This is a genomic window from Actinosynnema sp. NPDC059797, from assembly GCF_042732085.1.
In the GTDB taxonomy this organism is placed as follows: Bacteria; Actinomycetota; Actinomycetes; order Mycobacteriales; family Pseudonocardiaceae; genus Actinosynnema.
The window spans coordinates 1-23,238 of sequence record NZ_JBHWIE010000054.1 but is presented as its reverse complement, the minus strand read 5'-3'; the positions used below and the strand labels follow the sequence as shown (position 1 = coordinate 23,238).

Annotated in this window: 22 protein-coding genes and 1 pseudogene; 7 read left to right on the top strand and 16 right to left on the bottom strand. The window is 73.3% G+C overall.

The window, feature by feature from the left end; translation table 11 throughout:
* Position 1 precedes the first annotated feature (1 nt).
* On the top strand, positions 2-2,380 hold the full coding sequence (locus tag ACFV4N_RS16345; protein WP_499673345.1) for an ATP-binding protein: 2,379 nt from the start codon (positions 2-4) through the stop codon (positions 2,378-2,380).
* Between the two features lie 44 nt (positions 2,381-2,424).
* Here the strand turns inward: ACFV4N_RS16345 and ACFV4N_RS16340 are convergent, their stop codons facing one another.
* The 10 genes and pseudogenes from ACFV4N_RS16340 to ACFV4N_RS16295 all read right to left on the bottom strand — a co-directional run bounded on the left by ACFV4N_RS16340 (position 2,425) and on the right by ACFV4N_RS16295 (position 10,784).
* Entirely contained in the window at positions 2,425-2,889 is a 465-nt protein-coding gene (locus ACFV4N_RS16340) for an NUDIX hydrolase (RefSeq protein ID WP_499673362.1), read from the bottom strand.
* A 36-nt stretch (positions 2,890-2,925) separates the two neighbouring features.
* Positions 2,926-3,375 (bottom strand): annotated as a pseudogene (locus ACFV4N_RS16335) (exopolyphosphatase); the annotation flags it as partial.
* A 26-nt stretch (positions 3,376-3,401) separates the two neighbouring features.
* A complete protein-coding gene (locus ACFV4N_RS16330; RefSeq protein WP_499673344.1) occupies positions 3,402-4,523 on the bottom strand; it encodes a glycosyltransferase family 4 protein in 1,122 nt (373 codons plus the stop codon).
* Positions 4,520-5,452, bottom strand: a complete 933-nt coding sequence (locus ACFV4N_RS16325) for a phosphatidylinositol mannoside acyltransferase (protein WP_499673343.1) — start codon at positions 5,450-5,452, stop codon at positions 4,520-4,522. Before ACFV4N_RS16325 ends, ACFV4N_RS16330 begins: the two co-directional genes overlap by 4 nt.
* Positions 5,449-6,057, bottom strand: a complete 609-nt coding sequence (pgsA, locus tag ACFV4N_RS16320) for a phosphatidylinositol phosphate synthase (RefSeq protein ID WP_499673342.1) — start codon at positions 6,055-6,057, stop codon at positions 5,449-5,451. Before pgsA ends, ACFV4N_RS16325 begins: the two co-directional genes overlap by 4 nt.
* Before the next feature lie 60 nt (positions 6,058-6,117).
* Entirely contained in the window at positions 6,118-6,957 is an 840-nt protein-coding gene (locus tag ACFV4N_RS16315; protein ID WP_499673341.1) for a helix-turn-helix domain-containing protein, read from the bottom strand.
* Between the two features lie 201 nt (positions 6,958-7,158).
* The gene (locus ACFV4N_RS16310; protein WP_499673340.1) at positions 7,159-7,704 is read right to left on the bottom strand and encodes an HIT family protein; all 546 of its coding nucleotides are present in this window, start codon (positions 7,702-7,704) and stop codon (positions 7,159-7,161) included.
* Positions 7,701-9,716, bottom strand: a complete 2,016-nt coding sequence (gene thrS, locus ACFV4N_RS16305) for a threonine--tRNA ligase (protein WP_499673339.1) — start codon at positions 9,714-9,716, stop codon at positions 7,701-7,703. The genes ACFV4N_RS16310 and thrS overlap by 4 nt, the downstream gene beginning before the upstream one ends.
* Before the next feature lie 194 nt (positions 9,717-9,910).
* Positions 9,911-10,570, bottom strand: a complete 660-nt coding sequence (locus ACFV4N_RS16300) for a Clp protease N-terminal domain-containing protein (protein WP_499673338.1) — start codon at positions 10,568-10,570, stop codon at positions 9,911-9,913.
* Position 10,571: 1 nt separating this feature from the next.
* On the bottom strand, positions 10,572-10,784 hold the full coding sequence (locus tag ACFV4N_RS16295) for a helix-turn-helix domain-containing protein (protein WP_499673337.1): 213 nt from the start codon (positions 10,782-10,784) through the stop codon (positions 10,572-10,574).
* Positions 10,785-10,948: 164 nt separating this feature from the next.
* Between ACFV4N_RS16295 and ACFV4N_RS16290 the strand changes: the two genes are divergently transcribed.
* Positions 10,949-11,314 (top strand): hypothetical protein, encoded by a 366-nt coding sequence (locus ACFV4N_RS16290; protein ID WP_499673336.1) that lies wholly within the window; start codon positions 10,949-10,951, stop codon positions 11,312-11,314.
* 7 nt (positions 11,315-11,321) lie between these two features.
* Here the strand turns inward: ACFV4N_RS16290 and ACFV4N_RS16285 are convergent, their stop codons facing one another.
* From ACFV4N_RS16285 to ACFV4N_RS16265, 5 genes are read right to left on the bottom strand one after another with little or no spacing between them, the layout of a single operon-like run.
* The gene (locus ACFV4N_RS16285; protein WP_499673335.1) at positions 11,322-12,023 is read right to left on the bottom strand and encodes a FadR/GntR family transcriptional regulator; all 702 of its coding nucleotides are present in this window, start codon (positions 12,021-12,023) and stop codon (positions 11,322-11,324) included.
* A complete protein-coding gene (locus tag ACFV4N_RS16280) occupies positions 12,020-12,787 on the bottom strand; it encodes a 3-oxoacyl-ACP reductase (protein WP_499673334.1) in 768 nt (255 codons plus the stop codon). The genes ACFV4N_RS16285 and ACFV4N_RS16280 overlap by 4 nt, the downstream gene beginning before the upstream one ends.
* Before the next feature lie 11 nt (positions 12,788-12,798).
* Entirely contained in the window at positions 12,799-14,157 is a 1,359-nt protein-coding gene (locus tag ACFV4N_RS16275) for an aldehyde dehydrogenase family protein (protein WP_499673333.1), read from the bottom strand.
* Complete coding sequence (locus ACFV4N_RS16270) at positions 14,154-14,858, bottom strand: gamma-glutamyl-gamma-aminobutyrate hydrolase family protein (RefSeq protein WP_499673332.1); 705 nt, start codon at positions 14,856-14,858, stop codon at positions 14,154-14,156. The genes ACFV4N_RS16275 and ACFV4N_RS16270 overlap by 4 nt, the downstream gene beginning before the upstream one ends.
* Positions 14,839-16,179, bottom strand: a complete 1,341-nt coding sequence (locus ACFV4N_RS16265) for a glutamine synthetase family protein (RefSeq protein ID WP_499673331.1) — start codon at positions 16,177-16,179, stop codon at positions 14,839-14,841. Before ACFV4N_RS16265 ends, ACFV4N_RS16270 begins: the two co-directional genes overlap by 20 nt.
* Before the next feature lie 206 nt (positions 16,180-16,385).
* On the opposite strand from ACFV4N_RS16265, the gene eat reads away from it, so the two are divergent.
* Positions 16,386-17,807: an ethanolamine permease gene (gene eat / locus ACFV4N_RS16260; protein ID WP_499673330.1), complete on the top strand. Its 1,422-nt coding sequence runs from the start codon at positions 16,386-16,388 to the stop codon at positions 17,805-17,807.
* Positions 17,808-17,956: 149 nt separating this feature from the next.
* Positions 17,957-18,391 (top strand): CAP domain-containing protein, encoded by a 435-nt coding sequence (locus ACFV4N_RS16255; RefSeq protein WP_499673329.1) that lies wholly within the window; start codon positions 17,957-17,959, stop codon positions 18,389-18,391.
* A gap of 19 nt (positions 18,392-18,410) precedes the next feature.
* On the opposite strand, the gene ACFV4N_RS16250 is transcribed toward ACFV4N_RS16255, so the two are convergent.
* On the bottom strand, positions 18,411-18,815 hold the full coding sequence (locus ACFV4N_RS16250; protein ID WP_499673328.1) for a hypothetical protein: 405 nt from the start codon (positions 18,813-18,815) through the stop codon (positions 18,411-18,413).
* A 663-nt stretch (positions 18,816-19,478) separates the two neighbouring features.
* Between ACFV4N_RS16250 and ACFV4N_RS16245 the strand changes: the two genes are divergently transcribed.
* From ACFV4N_RS16245 to ACFV4N_RS16235, 3 genes are all read left to right on the top strand, one after another.
* Complete coding sequence (locus ACFV4N_RS16245) at positions 19,479-20,342, top strand: 3-hydroxybutyryl-CoA dehydrogenase (RefSeq protein ID WP_499673327.1); 864 nt, start codon at positions 19,479-19,481, stop codon at positions 20,340-20,342.
* Positions 20,343-20,831: 489 nt separating this feature from the next.
* On the top strand, positions 20,832-21,854 hold the full coding sequence (locus ACFV4N_RS16240) for a tryptophan dimethylallyltransferase family protein (RefSeq protein ID WP_499673361.1): 1,023 nt from the start codon (positions 20,832-20,834) through the stop codon (positions 21,852-21,854).
* Positions 21,855-21,871: 17 nt separating this feature from the next.
* Positions 21,872-23,230 (top strand): tryptophanase, encoded by a 1,359-nt coding sequence (locus tag ACFV4N_RS16235; protein ID WP_499673360.1) that lies wholly within the window; start codon positions 21,872-21,874, stop codon positions 23,228-23,230.
* Positions 23,231-23,238: the final 8 nt, after the last annotated feature.

The following is a 23,238-nucleotide window of genomic DNA, read 5'->3' as shown; positions in this document are numbered from 1 at the left end:
CATGACCTCGCCGGAGCCCCGCGACCGCCACACCGCCCGGCTGACCGGTCCCGCCGCCGACGTGGTGCAGGCGGGCGAGGTGCACGGCGGCGTCCACTTCCACGGCTCCGGCGAGTCGTTCACCCCGCCCGCCCAGTTGCCCGGAGACGTGCCCGACTTCGTCAACCGGACCGCCGAGGTGGCCAGGCTCGACGAGGCCGTGGCGGGCGGGGTGGGCGGCGCGCCCGCCGCCGGGACGTACGTGGTCACCGGCACGGCCGGCGTCGGCAAGACCTCCCTGGTGGTGCACTGGGCGCACCGGGCGCGACGGCACTACGGCGACGGTCAGCTCTACGTGAACCTGCGCGGCTACGACCCCGGCCCCCGGGTCGCGCCCGAAGAAGCGCTCGACCGGTTCCTGCGGGCGCTGGGCGTGCCGCCGAAGGGCATCCCCCGCGAGCTGGAGGACCGCGCCGCGCTGTACCGGTCGCGACTGTCGGACCGGCGGGTCCTGGTCGTGCTGGACAACGCGGCGACCGCCGGGCAGGTGCGCCCGCTGCTGCCCGGCGGCGCGTCCTGCCTGACGCTGGTCACGAGCCGCAGCAGGCTGTCCGGCCTGGTGGCCAGGGACGGGGCGCGCCGGGTGCGGGTGGACGTGCTCACCCCGCGGGAGGCCGTGGTGCTGCTGCGTTCGATCATGGCGAACTACCGCCCGGACGACCGCGAAGAGGACCTGGTCGAGCTGGCGCGGCTGTGCGCGCGGCTGCCGCTCGCGCTGCGGATCGCCGCCGAACGCGCGTCGAGCAGGCCGCTGATGCCCCTGCGCGAGCTGATCGCCGACCTGCGCGACGAGTCGGCGCTGTGGGACGCGCTGACCGCCGAGGACGACGAGGAGGCCGACGCGGTGCGCTCCGTCTTCGCCTGGTCCTACCGGGCCCTGCCCGCCCCAGCCGCGAAGCTGTTCCGGCTGCTCGGGCTGCACCCCGGGCCGGATTTCGGCATCCCCGCCGCGGCGGCGCTGATCGGCGCGGGGCACGCCGTCGCACGGCACCTGCTGGACCTGCTGGTCGGCACGCACGTCCTGGAGCAGCACGCCCCCGGCCGCTACCGGTTCCACGACCTGCTGCGGGCCTACGCGCTCGACCGGACCGGCCGCGAGGAGGCCGCGGAGGACAGGCGTGCCGCGCTGGAGCGGCTGCTGTCGTGGTACCTGCTGACGGCGGCGCGGGCCGCCGAGGCGATCTCCCCGCTGAACCGGGGCCTCGCGCTCGACCCGCCCGTCCCGGGCGTGCACCCGGCGGTCTTCGGCGACGCGGGCGAGGCGCTGCGGTGGTACGAGGACGAGCGCGCCAACCTGACCGCGGCCACGCGGGCGGCGCGGGCGGCGGGGCTGCTCGCCCCGGCCTGGCGGCTACCCGCGGTGCTGGTCAACATCTACGCGCGGCACAACCCGTTCGACGACTGGATCGCCACGACCGGGATCGGCCTGGAGGCGGCGCGCGCGCTCGGCGACCGGCGCGGCGAGGCGCTGCTGCTGGACAGCCTGGCCATGGCGCACCTCCAGTCGCACCGGCTGGCCGAGGCCCACCGGCGGCAGCGCGACGCGCTGGCCGTGCAGGAGGAGATCGGGGACCGGTCGGGCGCGGCGGACTCGACGACCGCGCTGGGCCTGATCGCCTGGCGCGGCCACCGGCTCGCCGAGGCGCGAGCGCACTTCGAGCGGGCCCTGGCGATCCACCGCGAGCTGCGGGAGCCGCGCGGGGTGGCCACGGCGCTGGCGAACATCGCCATGGTGGACCACGACCTGGGCCGGGACGAGCGGGCCGTGGTCGGGCTCCGGGAGGCGCTGGCGGTGTACCGGGAGCTGGGCGACCGGTTCTACGAGGGCAACGCGCTGCACTTCCTGGCGTGCGCGTTGCGCGAGCTGGGCGAGCTGGACGAGGCGCGGGTGGCGGTGGAAGCCGCACTGGACGTCGCGGTCGCCGAGGGCTCCGCCGCGGTGGAGGGCTTCTGGCTGCTGGAGCTGGCCAGGGTGCGCCGCGCGGCGGGCCGTCCCGACGAGGCGCTAACCGCGTGCCAGCGGGCCGCGGTGATCCAGCGGCGGCTGGGCGACCGGAGCCGGGAGGCCCTGGCGCTCGACGGCGCCGGTGAGGTCTACCAGGAGCTGGACATGCCCGAGGAGGGCGCGAAGTTCCACCGGCGCGCGGCGGCGGTGCACCGGGAGCTGGGCGACCGGTGGCACCTGGCCCTGTCGCTGGCCAACCTGGCGCGGTGCGTCGAGCGGCCCGTCCCGGTGCGCCGGGAAGCCCTGGCCGCGCTGGAGGGGTTCGACGACCCGAAGGCGATCGCGCTGCGCGACGAGCTGGCCGCGGCGCTCGGGCCGCCCGGCGCGGTGGAGTAGGCGGCCCGACAGGCACGCCGCGGCCCACGGGCGCCCGGACCGCCCTACCGGATCGACCGCGTGGTCCCGTCCCACCCTGCCAGCGCCTCCGGCAGCACCTCGGCCAGCTGCACCGGGTACACCAGGGCGTCCCCCTCGGCCAGCTCCCCCACCGACCACCAGCGGTGGCGGCGGATGGTCCGCTGCTCCACCTCGTCGAACCGCGAGGTGTCCACCTCGAACCCGCCCGGCACGCGACCGATGAAGAACCACTCGACCGCCGCGTAGTTCAGCCCGTCGAAGGAGAACACGGCGTGCCGCTTCCACACGGGCCCGACCAGCTCGTCGGCCGGCAGCACCACCCCGGTCTCCTCGAACGCCTCCCGCGCCGCCGCGTCCCGCAGCTCCTCCCCCGGCTCCACGCCGCCGCCGGTGGTGAACCAGAACAGCTCGTCCGGCTTGGTCGGGTCGAAGCCCTCGAACAGCAGCACCCGGTCGTCCGCGTCCAGCAGCACCACCCGCGCCGACACGCGCTTGACCAGGCCCGACGTCTCCGCGTCGCCGCCCGGTTCGGCGATCTCGAAGTACGCGGGCGTCGGCGCGGTGCCCGCGAGCCGCAGCCAGCGCACCGACCGGCGGCGGCGCAGCGCCAGCGTGTCGCGCACGGCGTCGTTGTGCACGCGCCGCGCCAGCACCACCCGCTGCTCCGCGTCGGCCAGCTCCGCCGCCAGCGCGGGCGCGAGCACCGACCGGTCCAACCCCTCCAGCAGCGCGCTCAACCGGTTCTCCGCGGCCTCGCGGTCGGGCCGCCGCGCGCCCTCCGCCTCGTCGGCCGCCGCGCCCAGCTCGGGCCTGCCGCACACCGCCGCGACCGCCCGCGTCACCACCGCGCGCCGCGCCAGGGCCGCGTCCAGGGCGGCCCACGCCGAGTCCGTGCGCACGTGCAGCCGGTCCAGCCGGTTGGCCGTGCCCAGGATCCACGGGCCCACCAGCAGCGCCACCCCCAGCAGCACCAGGAACGCGGTCGCGACCCCCGAGCTGGTCACGCCTCGCCCACCCGCCGCGGGTCGGCGGCCGTGGCGCTCTCGTAGACCCTGAGCACCTGGTGCGCCACCACCGACCAGTCGAACGTCATCACCCGCTGCCGCGCCACGTCCACGTACTCCGCCCGCCGCCCCGGGTCGGTCAGCAGGTCCCGCAGCGCCGCCGCCAGCGCGGCCGGGTCGCCCACCGGGGTCAGCACGCCGGCCTTGCCGTCGTCCAGGACCCGCCGGAACGCGTCCAGGTCGCTGGCCACCACCGCCGCACCCGCCGACATCGCCTCGGTCAGGATGATGCCGAAGCTCTCGCCGCCGGTGTTGGGCGCGCAGTAGACGTCCACGCTGCGCAGCGCGCGCGCCTTCTCCTCGTCGCTCACCATGCCCAGGAACACCATCCGCGACGCCAGCTCCGGCCCGGCCTGCTCGCGCAGCTCGTCCTCGTCGCCGCGACCCACCACCAGCAGCCGCACGTCCGGCAGGTCCAGCGCCCGGAACGCCTCCAGCAGCACCGGCATGCCCTTGCGCGGTTCGGTGAACCGGCCGACGAAGCCGACCGTGCCGCCGGGGCGCGGGTAGCCGTCCAGGGGCGCGGCGTCGGCGAAGAACCCCACGTCCACGCCGTTGGGGATCTCCACCGCGTCCCCGCCCAGGTGCTCCACCTGCACGCGCCTGGCCAGCGCGGACACCGCGATCCGGGCGGTGATCTTCTCCACGAACGGCTGGAGGAACGGCTGGAGCGCCAACAACATCTTCGACCGCGGCGTGGAGGTGTGGAAGGTGGCCACGATCGGTCCGTCCGCGATCATCAGCGCCAGGAACGACAGCGACGGCGCGGTCGGCTCGTGCAGGTGCAGCACGTCGAATTCGTGCTCGGCGATCCACCGCCGGACCCGGGCGTAGGACACGGGCCCGAACGACAGCCGCGCCACCGACCCGTTGTACGGGATGCCGACCGCGCGGCCGGCGGACGTGACGAACTCGGGCACGGGGGTGTCGTCGTCGACGGGCGCCAGCACCTCCACCTCGTGCCCGAGCCCGCGCAGGGCCCGCGCCAGGTCGACCACGTGCGCCTGGACGCCTCCGGGGATGTCGAAGGAGTACGGGCACACGATGCCGACCTTCACACCGACTCCCCTCGGCGGGCCAGCACCCGGCGCAGCGCCCGCTGCCTGCTCTCCGGCAGGTCGTCGAACCACAGCGGCTGCATCATGTGCCAGTCGGCGGGGTGCGCGGCGATGTCGGCGGCGAACACGTCGGCCACCTGCTGGGTGGCCGCGCCCACGCCCGCCGCGCCCGCGACCCGCACCGGCGGGTGGAACCGGAGGTGCCAGCCGTCACCGGCGAACCACAGGCCCACCGGCATCAGCGCCGCGCCCGTCGTCGCCGCCAGGTGGGCGGGACCGGCGGGCATCATCGTGCGCTCGCCGAAGAACGTCACCGGCAGCCCGCCCGCGGTCAGGTCCCGGTCGGCCAGCAGGGCGACCAGCTTGTTCTCGCGCAGCCGCTCGGTGAGCACCACCACCGGGTTGCGGTCGCCGCCGGTCAGCGGCACCACCTCCAGGCCCAGGCCCTCCCGGAACTCGATGAACCGCCGGTAGAGCGACTCGGGCTTGAGCCGCTCGGCGACCGTGGTGAACGTGCCGCAGTGGTTGGCCACCCACACCGCGCCCAGGTCCCAGTTGCCGCTGTGCGGCAGGACCGCCACCACGCCGCGGCCCTCGGCCAGCGCCGCGTCCAGGTTCTCCACCCCGCTGACCGACCGGTCCATCTCGGCGAGCAGGGCCGCCCGGTCCATCGACGGCAGCCGGAACACCTCCCGCCAGTACCGCGCGTAGGAGCGCAGCGACTGCCGGACCAGCTCGTCCAGCTCCGCCTCGCCCGCCTGCGGCACCACCCGGCGCAGGTTGCGGCGCAACTGGGCCACGCCCTCGCCGCCGCGCCGCGCGCTCCGGTCCGCGCCGGCGTCGAACACCGCGCGCGCGACCCGCTCGGGCATCAGCCGCACCAGCCGCCAGCCCGCCGCGTACCCGAGATCGGTAAGCCGCTGGTTCACGTCAGCTCCTTCGCCTCGCGGCTCACGGCCAGCAAGCGCTGCACGACGGTGGCCACGATCAGCGCCGCGAGCAGGTAGAGCGCCACCGGGAGGATGTAGGGCACGCCGAGGCCGTGCAGGCCGACGCCGACGAGGCCGATGATGAACCGCTCGGCGCGCTCGGCCAGGCCGCCGTCGCCGGCGACGAGGCCCGTCGCCTCGGCACGCGCCTTCACGTACGAGACGACCTGCGCGCCGACCAGCGACACGAGGGCCGCGGCGGCCAGGCCGTGCTCGCCCTCGCCGAACGCCCACCAGGCGATGGCGGCGAACAGCGCGCCGTCGGCGACGCGGTCGCACGTGGCGTCCAGCACCGCGCCGAACCGCGTGCCGCCGCCGCCCGCGCGGGCCATCGCGCCGTCGAGCAGGTCGAACAGCACGAACACGGCGACGACCAGCGCGCCCGCGAGCAGCTGCCCGCGCGGGATGAACCACAGGGACGCGGCTACGGAGCCGACGGTGCCCAGCACCGTGACGGCGTTCGGGGTGAGACCGCGGCGCAGCAGCCACGCCCCGATCGGATCGGTGACGCGCGAAACCGACGCGCGGGCGAAGATGTTCAGCATGGGGTGGCCAGGCACCTACCGGCGGGGACGATGTGGTCACCGGCAGCCTAACGACCCAGCTCAGCCGAGCTTGCGGTGGTCCCTGGAGATCTGCTCCAGCAGGTCTTCCAGCTCGTCACCGCGCACCGCCAGCCGCTCCAGCCTGCCGAACAGCGACAGGTACTCGCGCACGTCGTGCGGGTCGGTGATGGTCGCGTTGCCGGTCAGCACCGTGAGCGTCACCACGCGCTCGTCGTAGACCTGGAACCCGTGCGGCGCGACCATGTTCGCGTCCACCGACCACGGCACCACGCCCAGCTGCACGTTTGGTCTTCGCATCAGCTGCACCAGGTGGTCGATCTGCTCGCACATCAGGTCCGCGGACCCCATGCGCCAGCGCAGCGCGCTCTCCGCCAGCAGGAACACGAACCGCTTGCCCAGGTCGTCCATCCGGGCCCGGCGCGAGCGCAGCGTGCCGATCGCGGTGTCCTGCTCGTGCGGCGGGGTCGAGTTCAGCACCACCCGCAGGTAGTTCTCGCTCTGCAGCAGCGAGGGCACACCCGCGTTCTGGAAGAAGCGGCTGGTGGTGGCCCTGGCCTCGATCCGGGCCACGGTCTGCTGGTGGCGGTGCGCGCCCCGGTGCAGCACCACCCGGCGGGTCTCCGCCTCGGCGTGCAACTGCCGGGCCAGCTCGACCAGCTCGACCCTGGTCTCCCTGGTCGCGGACAACTCGGCGACCAGGCGCTCCACGTCGGTCACGGACGGGAGGAGCATGCCGTTCTCGATCTTCGACAACTTGGACTGGCTCATCCCGGTGGCGCGCGCCGTGGCCGTTCCGGTCATCTTGGCCTCGGTGCGCAGCCGTCGTAACTCGCGCGAGAGCCGTTCTCGGGCCAGCCGCGAACGCTCAGGTGCGGTCATGCAACGCACCGTATCGATAGCCAACCCTCTTGACGATCGGCCACAACGGTGCTTGCGGCCCCTTGACATGTCACTCGTGAGTGATCTGCATTACGTCGGAGACGATCACGGGCGAACGCACGTGCACCGGCCCATGCACCTGCAAAAGCGCAGCGCGCACCCATTCCCGTATTCGAATGCGGGAATGGGTGCGCGGCGTCGTCAGACCTCGGGCCAGGCTTCCGCGAGCAGTGCTCGGGTTTCGGGCAGGAGCTGCGGCAGGACCTTGGTGTGGCCGATGACCGGCATGAAGTTGGCGTCGCCGCCCCAGCGCGGCACCACGTGCTGGTGCAGGTGGGCCGCGATGCCCGCGCCCGCCACCACGCCCTGGTTCATGCCGATGTTGAAGCCGTGCGGGCCCGCCACCCGGCGGATCACCCGCATGGCCCGCTGGGTGAACTCGGCGAACTCGACCGTCTCGGCGGGCGTCAGGTCCGTGTAGTCCGGCACGTGCCGGTACGGCAGCACCATCAGGTGACCCGGGTTGTACGGGTACAGGTTGAGGACCGCGAACACCAGTTCGCCGCGCGCCAGGATGAGGCCCTCGGCGTCGTCCAGGCCGGTCACCCGGCAGAACGGGCACCCCGCCGGCTCGTCGCCGACCGCCTTGCCCTCACCGCGCACGTAGGACAGGCGGTGGGGGGTCCACAGCCGCTGGAGCGCGTCGTGGACCCCGACCCCGTCCTGCTCCTCGTAGTCCGTCGTCACCGGACGAGTTCCGCGGTGGGCGAGGCGTTCTCCCGCCGGGAGACCCAGTCGACGACCGTCTCGACGGCCTTGGCCACCGGCACGCCGTTGACCTGCGTGCCGTCGCGGAACCGGAACGACACCGCGCCCTCCTCCACGTCCTTGCCGCCCGCGAGGAGCATGAACGGCACCTTCTGCGTGGTGTGCGTGCGGATCTTCTTCTGCATCCGGTCGTCCGAGGCGTCCACCTCGACCCGGATGCCGTGCGACCTCAGCGCCGCCGCGACCTCGCGCAGGTGCTCCACGTGCTCGTCGGCGATCGGGATGCCGACCACCTGCACGGGCGCCAGCCACGCCGGGAACGCGCCCGCGTAGTGCTCGGTCAGCACGCCGAAGAACCGCTCGATCGACCCGAACAGCGCCCGGTGGATCATGATCGGCCGCTGCCGCGAGCCGTCCGGCGCGGTGTACTCCAGCTCGAACCGCTTGGGCTGGTTGAAGTCCAGCTGGATCGTCGACATCTGCCACGACCGGCCGATGGCGTCCTTGGCCTGCACCGAGATCTTCGGCCCGTAGTACGCCGCGCCGCCCGGGTCCGGCACCAGCTCCAGGCCGGAGTCGAGCGCGGCCTGCCGCAGCGTCTCCGTGGCCTCTTCCCACTCCTCCGGGTCGCCGATGAACTTCGGCGAGTCGTCCCGGGTGGACAGCTCCAGGTAGAAGTCGCTCAGGCCGTAGTCGGCGAGCAGGTCGAGCACGAACTTCAGCAGCGACCGCAGCTCGCCCGGCATCTGCTCCTTGGTGCAGTAGATGTGCGAGTCGTCCATGGTCAGGCCCCGGACGCGCGTCAGACCGTGCACCACGCCGGACTTCTCGTACCGGTAGACCGTGCCGAACTCGAACAGCCTCAGCGGCAGCTCGCGGTAGGACCGCCCGCGCGACCTGAAGATCAGGTTGTGCATCGGGCAGTTCATGGCCTTGAGGTAGTAGTCCTCGCCCTCGAACTGGATGGGCGGGAACATCGTGTCCGCGTAGTACGGCAGGTGGCCCGAGGTGTGGAACAGGCCGCTCTTGCTGATGTGCGGGGTGTTGACGAACTCGTAGTCGGCGTCCTCGTGCCTGCGGCGCGCGTAGTTCTCCAGCTCCCGCCGGATGATGCCGCCCTTGGGGTGGAACACCGCCAGGCCGGAGCCCAGCTCGTCGGGGAAGCTGAACAGGTCCAGCTCGACGCCGAGCTTGCGGTGGTCGCGCCGCTCGGCCTCGGCGAGGCGCTCCAGGTGGGCGTCCAGCGCCTCCTGCGACTCCCACGCGGTGCCGTAGATGCGCTGGAGCTGCGGGTTCTTCTCGTCGCCGCGCCAGTACGCGGCGGCCGGGCGGGTCAGCTTGAACGCCGGGATGTGCTTGGTCGTCGGCACGTGCGGGCCGCGGCACAGGTCGCCCCACACCCGCTCGCCCGACCGCGGGTCGAGGTTGTCGTAGACGGTCAGCTCGCCCGCGCCGACCTCCATCACCTCGGAGGTGTCGACGTCGCTCTTGAGGTCGACCAGCTCCAGCTTGAACGGCTCCGCGGCCAGCTCGGCCTTCGCCGCGTCCACCGACTCGACCACCCGGCGGCTGAACCGCTGGGCGCCCTTGATGATCGCCTTCATGCGCTTCTCCAGCGCCTGGAGGTCCTCGGGCGTGAACGGCCGGTCGACCTGGAAGTCGTAGTAGAAGCCGTCCTTGACCGGCGGGCCGATGCCCAGCTTGGCCTCGGGGAACTGCTGCTGCACGGCCTGCGCCAGGACGTGGGCGGCGGAGTGGCGGATGACCGCGCGGCCGTCCTCGGTGTCGGCGGCGACCGCCTCCACCTCGACGTCGACCGACGGCGCCCACGACAGGTCGCGCAGGTGGCCCTCGGGGTCGCGCACGACCACGACGGCGTCGGCGCCCTTGCCCGGCAGGCCCGCCTCGCGCACCGCCGTCCCCGCGGTAGTCCCCGCCGGCACCACCACGCGCGGTGGGGCTTGAGCGGCTGCGGGACGTGGCTGGGACACGGTGACTCCTCGGTTGTGCGGACGGTCCTTCACCGAAGATGTTATCGGTGCTCACCGACCGGTTTTCTTCCGCACTGCCCGGCCGCGGGGCGACGGGCCGGCGCGGCTGCCGCCGTCACCGGCGGTGACCGCGAGGACCGGCTCGCACGCCGGGCCCCCGGCGCGGGATCACCCGGTCGGGCCCCGGACCGCCCTCAGCCGAGGATCAGGGCGGGCACGGCCGAGCCGGACGCCACCTCGCGGCCGGTGGTGCGCTCGTAGCGCCGGACCAGGCCGCGGTGGCGCGCGGCGTGCCCGAGGCGGCGCTCGACGCGCAGGAGCGGGTTGCGGCGCGGGGGTGGGAACCGCGTGGCGAGGTCGGCGAGCAGGGCGGCCCGGTCGACGCGCGCGGTGGCGAGCAGCCAGGCCACGCCGGGGTCGAGGGCGACCAGGGCCAGCGCGAGGTGCTCCCGGCGGTGCTCGCGCTCGCGGCGCGCCAGGGCCAGGCGCAACGACGCCGCGTAGGCCGCCTGGGCGTCGAGGCCGAGGGGCGGTTCCAGTCGCGCGCAGCGCTCGCGGGCCCGCCGCGCGCCCAGCGGCAGCAGCGGTTCCCGGACCGGCGGCCGGTCGACGACGCCGAGCAGGTCGCCGAGGTCCACGCCGAGCACGGCCAGGGTCTCGCGGTCGGCCGCCGCGCCCGCGCCGTCGCCGGGTACCTCGCGGACGGCGGCGCGCAGGGCGTCCGCGTGCCCGGTCAGGTCGGCCAGGGCGAGCAGGAGGTGTTCGCTGCCCGTTCGCGGGTGGCCCAGGTCGCGGGCCAGGGTCGGGGCGCGGTGGAGCGCGCGCGCCAGGTCCGGGTGGTCCCCTCGGAACATCTCAGCCCTCCTTGCCGTGCTTGCGGTGGACGGTCTGCTTGGTCACGCCCAACCGCAGCGCGATGTCGCGCCACGACCAGCCGGCGCGGCGGGCGTTGGCGACGTGCTGCGCCTCCAGCTGCTCGACCAGGCGGCGCAGCCGGGCCACGGCGCGCAGGCCGGCGTCCGGGTCGGTCCCGTGCACGGCCTGGTCCAGTTCGGTGATCGCCGACATGCCGTCAGCTTATGCTGACGATCGGGGATCGTCGACATATGCTGACGGTCCGCCCTCACAGGTACTCACAGCAGATCGACAGCGCGCCGTGACCACCGGCTCAGCGTCCGCTCAGGTTCCACGCGCACCCTTGCCGCAGGTCAGCCACCAGAGGAGAGGTCGCCATGTCCGAGCAGCCACCCGCACCGGAACCCCGCCCCGCCGCCGAACAGCCGACCACCGGACAGCCCACCACCGAACAGCCAGCGGTCGGGCAGCCAGCGGTCGGGCAGCCCGCGCCGCCCCCTCCCCCGGCCGCGCCGCGCCGCCGGTTCGGCCGGGTCGTCCGGCACCGCGCCACCCAGCTGGTCGCCGTCGGCCTGCTCGGCCTGGTCCTCGGCGGCGGCCTCGTCGCGCTCCTCGACCGGGACCGCCACCGCGTCGACCGGGCCGACCGCCCCGGCGCCTCGCGGTTCGACGACCGCGGTCCCGGTCGCGGCGACTTCGACCCCCGGGAGCGCCGGGAGCGCCAGGACCGCGGCGACCGCTAGGCGCCCCTCAGGCGAGGAACCCGCGCAGCAGCACGGCCGTCCCGTCCAGGTGCTCGGCCATCGACCGCCGCGCGGCCTCGCCGTCACCCGCGAGGATGTGGCCGACGATCCCCTCGTGCTGCTCGTTCGAGTGCGCCAGGTTCGGCGGCAGCAGCGGGATCCGGTCCAGCAGCTCGTTGACCCGCGCGCGGGCGTCCGCCACCACCGCCGTCAGCGACGACGAGCCGGTCGCCTCCGCGATCGCCAGGTGCAGCCGCGAGTCCCTGCGCCGGTACTCCTCCACCGCCGCGTCACGGCACTCGGCCAGCCGCTCCAGCAGGTTCCGCCGCTCGACCGGGTCCAGCGCCCGGCCCGCCGCGCACTCCGCCGCGCCCGTCTCCACCGCCGCGCGCAGCGTCAGGGCGTCCGCCAGGTCCTCGGCGGCCGGCCGGCCGGCCGTCGCGGGCGCGGGCGGCGGCGACGTGACGAACGTGCCGCCGTACCGGCCGCGCCGCGACTCGACGTACCCCGCGTCCTGGAGGGACCTGATCGCCTCGCGCAGCGTCACCCGGCTCACCCCGAGCCGGCCGGCCAGCTCCCGCTCGGCGGGCAGCCGCTCGCCCGGCCCGACCGCGCCCAGCCGGATGGCCCGCACGAGCCGTTCGACGGTCTCCTCGAACGCGTTGCCCGCCCGCACCGGGCGGAACAACGCGTCCCGCAGCGGTGTCACAGCGGTGTCACGTAGGCCCCGGCGATGCCACCGTCCACCAGGAAGTTCGAGGCGGTGATGAACGAGGAGTCGTCGCTGGCCAGGAACGCCACCGCGGCCGCGATCTCCTCCGGCTCGGCGAACCGGCCCAGCGGCACGTGCACCAGCCGCCGCGCGGCGCGCTCCGGGTCCTTGGCGAACAGCTCCCGCAGCAGCGGCGTGTTCACCGGGCCGGGCGACAGCGCGTTGACCCGCACGCCCTGCCGCGCGAACTGCACGCCCAGCTCCCGGCTCATCGCCAGCACCCCGCCCTTGGACGCGGTGTAGGAGATCTGCGACGTCGCCGCGCCCATCGTGGCCACGAACGACGCCGTGTTGATCACCGAGCCCCTCCCCCGCTCCAGCATGTGCGGGATGGCGTACTTGCAGCACAGGTAGACCGAGGTCAGGTTCACCTTCTGCACCCGGTCCCACGCCTCGATGCCGGTGGTGAGGATCGAGTCGTCCTCCGGCGGCGAGATGCCCGCGTTGTTGAACGCCACGTCCAGCGAGCCGTAGGTGTCCACGGCGGTCTGGAACAGGGCCTCCACCTGCTCCTCGTCGGTCACGTCGACCTGGACGAACAGCCCGTCCACGGCGTCGGCCGCGGCCTTGCCCGCGTCACCGTCCACATCGGCCACGACGACCCGCGCACCCTCCGCCGCCAACCGCTTCGCCGACGCCAGGCCGATGCCGCTGCCGCCGCCGGTCACCACGGCCACGCGGCCCTCAAGTCGCTGAACCATTGCCACTCCGATCAGTGCGCGATGAAGACGTTCTTGGTCTCGGTGAACGCGTCGAGCGCGTCCGGGCCCAGCTCGCGGCCGAGGCCCGACTGCTTGAACCCGCCGAACGGGGTCCAGTACCGCACCGACGAGTGGGAGTTCACCGACAGGTTCCCGGCCTCCACGGCCCGCGACACGCGCAGCGCGCGCCCGACGTCGCGGGTCCAGATCGAGCCGGACAGGCCGAACGAGCTGTCGTTGGCCAGCCGCACGGCGTCCTCCTCGTCGGTGAACGGCAGCACGGCCACCACCGGCCCGAAGACCTCCTCCACGGCCACCGGGTCGGTCGGCGCGACCGGCGCGAGCACCGTGGGCGGGAACCAGAAGCCCGGCCCGTCCGGCGCCGAGCCCCGGAACGCCACGGGCGCGTCCGGCGGCACGTAGGAGGCCACCTTCTCCCGGTGCGCGGCGGAGATCAGCGGCCCCATCTCGGTCGCCTCGTCGCCCGGCGGCCCCACCACGACGCCCTTGACCGCGGGTTCCAGCAGCTCCATGAACCGGTCGTAGACCGAGGCCTGCACCAGGATGCGCGAGCGGGCGCAGCAGTCCTGGCCCGCGTTGTCGAACACCCCGTACGGCGCGGTCGCCGCGGCGCGCTCCAGGTCCGCGTCGGCGAACACGACGTTGGCCGACTTGCCGCCCAGCTCCAGGGTGACCCGCTTGACCTGCTCCGCGCACCCGGCCATGACCTGCTTGCCGACCCGCGTGGACCCGGTGAACACGACCTTGCGCACGGCCGGGTGCGTGACGAAGCGCTGCCCCACCACGGCGCCCGCGCCGGGCAGCACCTGGAACACGTCCTCCGGGATGCCCGCCTCCCGCGCCAGTTCGGCCAGCCGCAGCGCGGTCAGCGGCGTCAGCTCGGCGGGCTTGAGCACCACCGTGCAGCCCGCCGCGAGCGCGGGCGCGAAGCCCCACCCGGCGATGGGCATGGGGAAGTTCCACGGCACGATCACGCCGACCACGCCGACCGGCTCCCGGAAGGTGACGTCCCACCCGCCGGCCACCGGGATCTGCCTGCCGAACAGCCGCTCGGGCGCCGCCGCGTAGTAGTGCAGCACGTCGCGGACGTTGCCCGCCTCCCAGCGGGCGTTGCCGATGGTGTGGCCCGTGTTGAGCACCTCCAGCGCGGCCAGCTCCTCCACCGCGCCGTCCACCGCGTCGGCGAACCGCCGCAGCAGCCGCGCCCGGTCGCCGGGCGCCACCGCGCGCCACGCGGGCAGCGCGCGGGCCGCGCGGTCGATCGCCGCGTCGGTCTCCTCGACCGAGGCCAGGGCCACCGACCGGACCACCTCGCCGGTGGCCGGGTTGATCACGTCGTGGGCGGTCATCGCACTCCTCGTTCACGGGCCGCTCCCACCAGGGCGGCGAACAGCCGGTCGTCCTCGCTGTCGGCCTCGGGGTGCGACTGCACGCCGAGCACGAACCGCGCGCCCGGCAGCTCGACCGCCTCGACCGTGCCGTCCGGGGCGCACGCCACCACCCGCAGGCCCGCGCCGACGGCGTCCAGGGCCTGGTGGTGGTGGCAGTGCACGGTGGTCGCCAGGCCGACGACCGAGGCCAGCACCGAGCCGGGCGCCACCGCGATCCCGGTGTGCCCGAACACCGCGGGCGCCGGGTTGTGGCCCTCGACGTGCTGGAGCAGCGTGCCGCCCAGCGCCACGTTGAGCACCTGCATCCCGCGGCACACCGCGAGCACCGGCAGGTCCAGTTCGAGCGCGGCGCGGGTCAGGTCCAGCTCGGCGGCGTCCCGCTCGGGCCGCGCGGGGCCGGTGCGCGGGTCGCGCGGGCGGCCGTAGCGCGCGGGGTCCACGTCCGCGCCGCCGGAGAGCACCAGTCCGTCGAGGAACGCGATGCCCCCGGCGTCCCACGTGCCGACCGGCGGCAGCAGCACCGGGTTGCCGCCCGCGCGCACCACCGCGTCGAGGTAGTCGCGGTGCAGCACGGCCGCGTCGACGTCCCACGCCCCGAACTTCGCGCGTTCGAGGTAGGTGCTGACGCCGATCAGCGGTCTAGAGCCGTTCGAAGCCACGGATGCGCTCCCAGTCGGTGACGGCCGAGTCGAACGCGGCCAGCTCCACGCGCGCCGCGTTGAGGTAGTGGTCCACCACGTCCGGCCCGAACGCCTCGCGGGCGACCTCGCTGCGGGACAGCAGGGACGCGGCGTCGCGCAGGGTGGCGGGCACGGTGGGCCGGTCGGAGGCGTAGGCGTTGCCGACGAACTCCTCCTCCAGCGGCAGCTCGTTGTCCAGGCCGTGCAGCCCGGCCGCGATCAGCGCGGCGACCGCCAGGTAGGGGTTGACGTCCGCGCCGGGCACCCGGTTCTCGAACCGCAGGGACCGGCCCTTCCCGACCACGCGCAGCGCGCACGTCCGGTTGTCGCGGCCCCACGCCACCGCGGTCGGCGCGAAGCTGCCGCGCGCGAACCGCTTGTAGGAGTTGACGTTGGGCGCCAGGAAGTACGTCAGCTCGCGCAGCCCGGCCAGCTGGCCCGCCAGGAAGTGCTCCATGAGCTTCGACATGCCGTCGCCGTCGGCGAACACCAGCCCGTCGTCGGCGGAGCGCAGGCTGAGGTGGATGTGGCAGGAGCTGCCCTCGCGCTCGTTGTACTTGGCCATGAACGTCAGGGACTTGCCGTGCTGCGCCGCGATCTCCTTGGCGCCGGTCTTGTAGACGCTGTGGTTGTCGCACGTGACCAGCGCGTCGGTGTAGCGGAAGGCGATCTCGTGCTGGCCGGGGTTGCACTCGCCCTTGGCGGACTCGACCACCATGCCCGCGCCCGTCATGTGGTTGCGGATGTCGCGCAGCAGCGGCTCGACGCGCGCGGTGCCGAGCAGCGAGTAGTCCACGTTGTACTGGTTGGCCGGGGTGAGGTCCCGGTAGCCGCGGTCCCACGCCTGCTCGTAGGTGTCGTTGAAGACGATGAACTCCAGCTCCGTGCCCGCGAACGCGAGCAGGCCGCGGTCGGCGAGGCGGTCGAGCTGGCGCTTGAGGACCTGCCGCGGTGACACGGACACCGGTTCGCCGTGGTGGTCCACGACGTCGCACAGGACCATGGCGGTGCCCTCGTGCCACGGGACGCGGCGCAGCGTGGCGAGGTCCGGCCGCATCACCAGGTCGCCGTAGCCCCGGTCCCAGGACGAGTTGGCGTAGCCGGCGACGGTGTTCATCTCCACGTCCACGGCGAGCAGGTAGTCGCAGCCCTCGGCGGCGTGCTCCAGCACCTCGTCGAGGAAGTAGCGGGCGTCGCAGCGCTTGCCCTGGAGGCGGCCCTGCATGTCGACCACGGCGACGAGCACCGTGTCCACCTCACCCGCGTCCACGAGCACGCGCAACTCCTCCACGGCGAGCATCCGCACCACCTCCAAAGGTATGACAGCGAGCCATTGGACGCCTCATCTTGGCACCACCGGGTGACGGCACGCCACACCCGGCTACGCCGCTCCTCCAACCGGGGCGGGGAATCGCACCCGTACCGCCGTTGACACCGCCGGGGGAACCGGGCCACTCTCGACACTTTCCGCAATGGAGCGCGACTGACCCATTAGAGGGAGCGCACATGGCCAAGCACGTCGAGTACGAGAAGGTGGGCAGCGACTACCTGGAGCACCGGCAGCTCAAGCGCGGCGCGGCGGGGTGGGTGCTGCTGGCCGGCCTCGGGGTCTCCTACGTCATCTCCGGCGACTTCGCCGGGTGGAACTTCGGGCTGGAGCAGGGCGGCTGGGGCGGGCTGCTCGTCGCGACGGTCCTGATGGGCGCCATGTACACGTGCATGGTGTTCGGCCTGGCGGAGCTGGCGGCCGCGCTGCCGGTGGCGGGCGGCGGGTACGGGTTCGCCCGACGGGCGCTCGGGCCGCTCGGCGGGTTCGCCACCGGCGTCGCGATCCTGATCGAGTACGCGATGGCGCCCGCGGCCATCTCGGTGTTCATCGGCGGGTACGTGGAGACGCTGGGGCTGTTCGGGCTGACCAACTCCTGGCCCGTGTACCTGGTGTGCTTCGTGGTGTTCATCGGCGTGCACCTGTACGGCGTCGGCGAGGCCCTGCGGCTGATGTTCGTGATCACCGGCGTGGCGGTGGTGGCGCTGGCCGTGTTCGTGGTCGGCATGGTGCCCGCGTTCGACTCCGCGAAGCTGTTCGACGTGGTGGGCGGTGACGGCGGGTTCCTGCCGTTCGGCGTGGCGGGCGCGCTGGGCGCGCTGGTGTACGCCATCTGGTTCTTCCTCGGCGTGGAGGGCGTGCCGGTGGCCGCCGAGGAGGCGCGCGACCCGAAGCGGGACATGCCGCGCGGGATCATCGGCGCGATGCTCGTGCTGCTGGTGTTCGCGGGCGCGATCCTGGTGCTGGCGCCGGGCGGCGCGGGCTCGGAGGCGCTGAAGGCGTCGGACAACCCGCTGCCGGCGGCGGCGCGGGCGGCCTACGGCGACGGCAGCGTGCTGGCGCAGGTCGTGAACTACGTCGGCCTGGCCGGGCTCGTGGCCAGCTTCTTCTCGCTGATCTTCGCCTACTCGCGGCAGCTGTTCGCGCTGTCGCGGGCCGGGTACCTGCCGCGGTGGCTGTCGCGGACCGGCCGGCGCAAGACGCCGCACCTGGCGCTGGTCGTGCCGGGCGTGATCGGCTTCGCCCTGGCGGCGATCACGCGGGACGGGGCGCAGCTGATCAACATCGCCGTGTTCGGCGCGGCGCTGTCGTACGTGCTCATGATGGTGTCGCACATCGTGCTGCGCGTCCGCGAGCCGGAGCTGGAGCGGCCGTACCGCACGCCGGGCGGCGCGGTGACGACGGGCGTGGCGCTGGTGCTCGCCGTGGCGGCCGTGGTGGCGACGTTCTTCGTCGACGAGCTGGCCGCCGGCATCACGGCGGGCATCGTCGTGGTGGCGCTGGCGTACTTCTGGTTCTACAGCAGGCACCACCTCGTGGCGTCCGCGCCCGAGGAGGAGTTCGCCGCGATCGCCCGCGCCGAACAGGAGTTGAAGGACTGACACCACCGGTCCGGGTGGTTTCGCCCACCACCCGGATCGGATTCCCTCGATCGTGGAATCAAGTCCCGCTCCGCAACGGGAATACCTGCCTCATCGGGTGCCACCGAGGAGGAGGTTGAACCATGACACCCAAAACGGTTGCGGCAAGCATGGCCATCGCTGCACTGATCGTCACCACCGGCACGGCCACCGCCGCACCGACGTACAACGACTCGGTGCTCTCGCTGACGAACCAGCAACGCTCCGCGGCCGGGTGTCCGGCACTGGCGCCCGACGACCAACTGGCGGCGGCGGCCAAGCGCCACAACGACGAGATGATCAGGACGGGCAACTTCAGCCACACGGGCGTGGACGGCAGCACCCCCGCCCAGCGCGTCGCCGAGGCGGGCTACCAGTATCGGATCACGGCGGAGAACATCGCCGCCGGCCAGGGGACGCCGGAGCAGGTGGTGCGCGACTGGATGAACAGCGAGGGGCACCGGGCCAACATCGTCAACTGCGAGCTGCGGGACCTGGGGGTGGCGTACGGGGTCGACTCGAGCGGACGTGCTTATTGGACGCAGGAGTTCGGCGTGCGGCAGTGAGGCGGGAGGGCGCACGGCCTCATCGAGGTGAGGCCGTGCTCCCGTCGGGGTTCAGCCCGTGGCGCAGCACCCGGTGCGCCTCGTCGGGCCGGTCCTGCACCACGAGGAGCCCCCACAGCCACCCGGACCCCCGCCCCTCGGTGACGACGAGCCGGCGCGCCTCGGCCTCCGCCGCGAGGCGCCCGGCGCCCGAGGCGGGAGTCGCGGGGCGGTCCCCGGTCGGGCAGGAGCACCTCCCCCGGCACCCGGTCCGCGCGTGCCTCAGCCTCTCCTCCACTTCCTCCACGAGGAAGTGGTGCTCGTGATCGGGCGGCAGCCGCGCCAACCACGACTCCGCCTCGTCGAACTCGCCCCACCGGGCCAGGACCTCGGCGTACTGGACCACGGCGGCCGTGTTCGCCCTCGTCGAGGACCCCGCCGACACCAGCGGGCGGTGGAAGGCTCGGCGTGCCGCACGAGCAGGCGCCGGCTCGCGGCGAACCCGAGGGTCCACCGCTGCTCCCGGTCGTCCACGTGCTCGACCAGGGCCGGTCCGGCCGCCAGGTACTGGGTGATCCGGTCGCCACCCCGCTCGGCCGCGTCTCGCAACCGCGCGTCCCCGGCCGCGGCCGCCCGTGCGCGCTGGTCGGCGGTGAACCGGGACGGCACGTCCACCCTCCGGGCGGCTCCCAGCAGGGCGGTCAGCTCGGCGGCGGTGGCCGGCAGCCGAACGGTCCACCCCGGCAGGCGCCTGCGCACCGCCTCCCACGCGGCGCGCGTCTTGCCCGACGAGGACGAGCCGACCAGCACCAGGAAGCCGCCCGACGACACGTGGCGGTCCAGCTCCGCGTCGAACGGCCGCGGGGCACCTCGCCCTCGCCCTCGACGGAGCCGGACGCGGGCACCACCGGCCGGTGCACCCCCGCGACGAGCGGTCCCCAGGCCGCCACCGGGACCGGACCCGGCGCCGGCGGGGCCGTCGTCAGGTGGCCGGCTTGCACGACGGTGCCGACCACGACCCCGCCGAGGTGGTTGTGCGTGCTCCCCACCGGTCATGTCTACCCGGCGAGGTTGTGCCCGACCTCGCGCCCCCTGGCAGGATCGGGGCGTGAGTGACATTCAACGTGTTGGAGTGGTGGGATCGGGCCTGATGGGCTCCGGCATCGCCGAGGTCTGCGCACGCGCGGGCCTGGACGTGCTGGTGGCCGAGGTCAGCCCGGACGCCGCGGAGGCCGGGCGCGGGCGGATCGCCTCGTCGCTCGACCGCGGGGTGCGCAGCGGGAAGCTGTCCGCCGAGGACCGGGACGCCGCACTGGAGCGCCTCCGGTTCACCACCGACCTGGGCGACCTCGCCGACCGGAACCTGGTCGTGGAGGCCGTCGCGGAGATCGAGCAGGTCAAGACCGAGGTGTTCACGGCGCTGGACAAGGTCGTCGAGGACCCGCGCGCGATCTTCGCGTCGAACACCTCGTCCATCCCGATCATGAAGCTCGGCATGGCCACCGGCCGGCCGGAGCAGGTCATCGGCGTGCACTTCTTCAACCCGGTGCCGGTGCTGAAGCTGGTCGAGCTGGTGCCGTCGCTGCTGACCGGCGAGCAGACCCGGTCGCGCGCCGAGGTGTTCGTCACCGGGGCGCTGGGCAAGGAGGTCATCCGCTCGCAGGACCGGGCCGGGTTCGTGGTGAACGCCCTGCTCATCCCCTACCTGCTGTCCGCGATCCGGATGATGGAGTCCGGCTTCGCCAGCGCCGAGGACATCGACAACGGCATGGTGCTCGGCTGCGCGCACCCCATGGGGCCGCTGCGCCTGGCCGACCTGATCGGCCTGGACACCACCAAGGCGATCGCCGAGTCGATGTACGAGGAGTTCAAGGAGCCCCTCTACTCGCCGCCCCCGCTGCTGCTGCGCATGGTCGACGCGGGCCTGTTCGGCAAGAAGAGCGGGCGCGGGTTCTACGACTACACCTCCTGACCCGCACGCCGGAGGGGCCGTCGACCGACCGGTCGGCGGCCCCTCCGCCATGTCGGGCGACTTACCACAGACCCGTCCCGGAAGTCACGCCCGCGGAACTGTGGAACAATTAACAGAACCGTCTTGAATGGTCGACGGGCAATGTCGGCCGAACATTCGACCGTACACCGGCCCGAGCCTGGGGCAAAATGCCACGATCCGTCATCGAAGATCGTCTGCGCATTGGTGCGAAAGACTGACAGAGGTCTAGTCAATAGGCCGTTCGGAGTAGTCTTGATTACCGTTCTCAACCGGGCGCGCACTGATCGACAGGACCTGTGAGCTGGCCCTAGAGTGCCCTACGTCACGCTACCGCCGCCTGGTGGACAAGTTTGCTTCGCGTAGCGTAACTTTCGGTTCGCACCCCACAAGGAGACCCCCGCCTTGGAACCCAAAAATATCTCCATACGTGATTTCACGGGTCGCCAGCTGAGCGCCCTGCTGCATTCTGTGGGCATCACCGAAAATGTCCCGGGATCTGTTGGACTGCTTGCGGACGCCCTTGGCCCCGGTGGTCTGCGGCCGGTTTCCACCAGCCCCGCGTGGCCCTCCGACGTGGCCGACGACCACACCCCGGTCGAGTTCTCCACGGCGTTCGGCCCGGACGAGCCCCCGGTCGTCCGGATGATCGTCGAAACGTCCGCGGTCAGGCCGTCCCGTCGGGCCAACACCGCCGCGGCGCTCGCCGCCCTCGACCGGATGCGGCGGCGGGGCGACGTCGACACCACCCGCTTCGACGAGGTCCGCGACCTGTTCCTGCCCGCCGACGCCGAGAGCGATTTCACCTTCTGGTATTCGCTGGTCTTCCGGGCGGGCGAACGGCCGATGGTGAAGGTCTACCTCAACCCGGAAGTGCGCGGCGAAGCCGCCGCGGCGGAGTTGGTGGGCGAGGCGCTGGGCCGGACCGGTTTCGCCGCCGGTTTCCCGCTCCTGCGCGACCGCGCGCTGACCCGCCCCGGTTTGGACCGGTATTCCTTCTTCGCGCTCGACCTGGCCGAACAACGCCGCGCGCGGACCAAGGTGTACGTCTCCCACCACGCCGCGGAAGTCGGCGACGTCACCCGCGCCGCGCAGGCCGCGCAGGGGGTGGACGTGGAGCGGGTCCCCGATTTCTGCCTGCTCACCGGCGGCACGGCGACGTTCGACAAGCGGCCCCTGATTTCCAGCTACACGTTCCTGGACGGCGACCGCGCCCCCAGCGGCTATTCGCTGTACGTGCCGATCCGGGACTACGTGACCGACGACGAGGAAGCCCGGCGCCGGGTGCTGGCGGTGATGGCGAAGTACGACCTGGACCCCACGCCGTTCGAACGCGCGCTGAGGGCCGTCGCCCGGCGGCCGCTCGACGAGGGCGTCGGCCTCATCGCGCACGTGTCGCTGCGCATGGGCCGGCCGCGTCCCGGCATCACCGCATACCTGTCGTCCGAGGCGTACGCCGTGTCCGCGCCGCGCTCGGTCAGCCTGGCCGTCTAGGAGTCCCCGTGCCGATCATGGAGCCGTACCGCATCAAGGTCGTGGAGCCCATCCCGATCACCACCCGCGCGCACCGCGAGCGGGCGCTGGCCGAGGCCGGGTACAACCCCTTCAACCTCGCCGCCTCCGACGTGACGATCGACCTGCTCAGCGACTCGGGCACCAACGCCCTGTCCGCCGAGCAGCAGGCGGCGGGCCTGCGCGGCGACGAGTCCTACGCGGGAGCGCGCTCCTACTACCGGTTCCGCGACGTGGTCGAGGAGCTGACCGGGTACCCGCACGCCTTCCCCGTCCACCAGGGGCGCGCCGCCGAGCGGATCCTGTTCACCGCCCTGCTCAAGCCCGGTCAGCTCAGCGTCAGCAACACCCACTTCGACACCACGCGCGCGAACGTCGAGATCCTCGGCGGCGAGGCGGTCGACCTGCCGTGCCAGGCCGCGAAGGACCTCGACGACGAGGCGCCCTTCAAGGGCGACATCGACCTGGACGCGCTGGAAGCGGTGCTGTCCGGGCCTCGGGACGTCGCGATCGTGCTGATCACCATCACCAACAACGGCGGCGGCGGGCAGCCGGTGTCCATGGCCAACATCAAGGCCGCGGCCGAGCTGGCGCGCAGGCACGGCGTGCCGTTCTTCCTGGACGCCGCGCGCTTCGCCGAGAACGCCTGGCTGGTCACCCAGCGGGAGCCGGAGTACGCGGGCCGCACGCCGCGCGAGGTCGCCCGGGAGGCGTTCCGCCTGGCCGACGGGTGCGTGGCGAGCCTGAAGAAGGACGCGATCGTCCACATGGGCGGGTTGCTCGCGATCCGCGACCCCGAGCTGGCCCAGCGGTGCGAGCTGCTGCTCATCGCGACCGAGGGCTTCCGCACCTACGGCGGGCTGGCGGGCCGCGACCTGGAGATGCTCGCCCAGGGCCTGCGGGAGGTCACCGAGCCCGAGTACCTGCGGGCGCGGGCCGAGGCCACCGCGTACGTCGCCGACCTCGCCGCCGCGGCCGGGGTGGACAGCGTGCGGCCGACCGGCGTGCACGCGGTGTACCTCAACGCGGGGCGGCTGCTGCCGCACCTGCCGCCGAGCCGGTTCCCGGGTTTCGCGCTGGCCACCGAGCTGTACCTGGCGGGCGGCATCCGGTGCGCCGAGCTGGGTTCGCTGTACCTGGGCGAGCTGGACGACGCGGGCGAGTTGCTCAAGGCCGCCCCGTACGAACTGGTGCGCCTCGCGATCCCGCGGCGGGTCTACACGAAGAGCCACCTGGAGTACGTCGGCGAGACGCTGGCGGAGATCGCGAAGGACCCCGAGCGCGTGCCCGGCTACCGGCTGACCCACGCGCCGAAGCTGTTGCGGCACTTCAACTGCCGATTGGAACCGGTGGTGTGAGCCTCGGG

What these genes read in the sequence shown, in the direction of transcription:
- ACFV4N_RS16345 (WP_499673345.1), top strand. Translation starts at nt 2, where the DNA reads ATGACCTCGCCGGAGCCCCGCGACCGCCACACCGCCCGGCTGACCGGT.
- pgsA (WP_499673342.1), bottom strand. Translation starts at nt 6,057, where the DNA reads ATGCTGAACATCTTCGCCCGCGCGTCGGTTTCGCGCGTCACCGATCCG.
- ACFV4N_RS16315 (WP_499673341.1), bottom strand. Translation starts at nt 6,957, where the DNA reads ATGACCGCACCTGAGCGTTCGCGGCTGGCCCGAGAACGGCTCTCGCGC.
- ACFV4N_RS16300 (WP_499673338.1), bottom strand. Translation starts at nt 10,570, where the DNA reads ATGTTCCGAGGGGACCACCCGGACCTGGCGCGCGCGCTCCACCGCGCC.
- ACFV4N_RS16295 (WP_499673337.1), bottom strand. Translation starts at nt 10,784, where the DNA reads ATGTCGGCGATCACCGAACTGGACCAGGCCGTGCACGGGACCGACCCG.
- ACFV4N_RS16290 (WP_499673336.1), top strand. Translation starts at nt 10,949, where the DNA reads ATGTCCGAGCAGCCACCCGCACCGGAACCCCGCCCCGCCGCCGAACAG.
- ACFV4N_RS16280 (WP_499673334.1), bottom strand. Translation starts at nt 12,787, where the DNA reads ATGGTTCAGCGACTTGAGGGCCGCGTGGCCGTGGTGACCGGCGGCGGC.
- ACFV4N_RS16275 (WP_499673333.1), bottom strand. Translation starts at nt 14,157, where the DNA reads ATGACCGCCCACGACGTGATCAACCCGGCCACCGGCGAGGTGGTCCGG.
- ACFV4N_RS16265 (WP_499673331.1), bottom strand. Translation starts at nt 16,179, where the DNA reads ATGCTCGCCGTGGAGGAGTTGCGCGTGCTCGTGGACGCGGGTGAGGTG.
- eat (WP_499673330.1), top strand. Translation starts at nt 16,386, where the DNA reads ATGGCCAAGCACGTCGAGTACGAGAAGGTGGGCAGCGACTACCTGGAG.
- ACFV4N_RS16255 (WP_499673329.1), top strand. Translation starts at nt 17,957, where the DNA reads ATGGCCATCGCTGCACTGATCGTCACCACCGGCACGGCCACCGCCGCA.
- ACFV4N_RS16235 (WP_499673360.1), top strand. Translation starts at nt 21,872, where the DNA reads ATGGAGCCGTACCGCATCAAGGTCGTGGAGCCCATCCCGATCACCACC.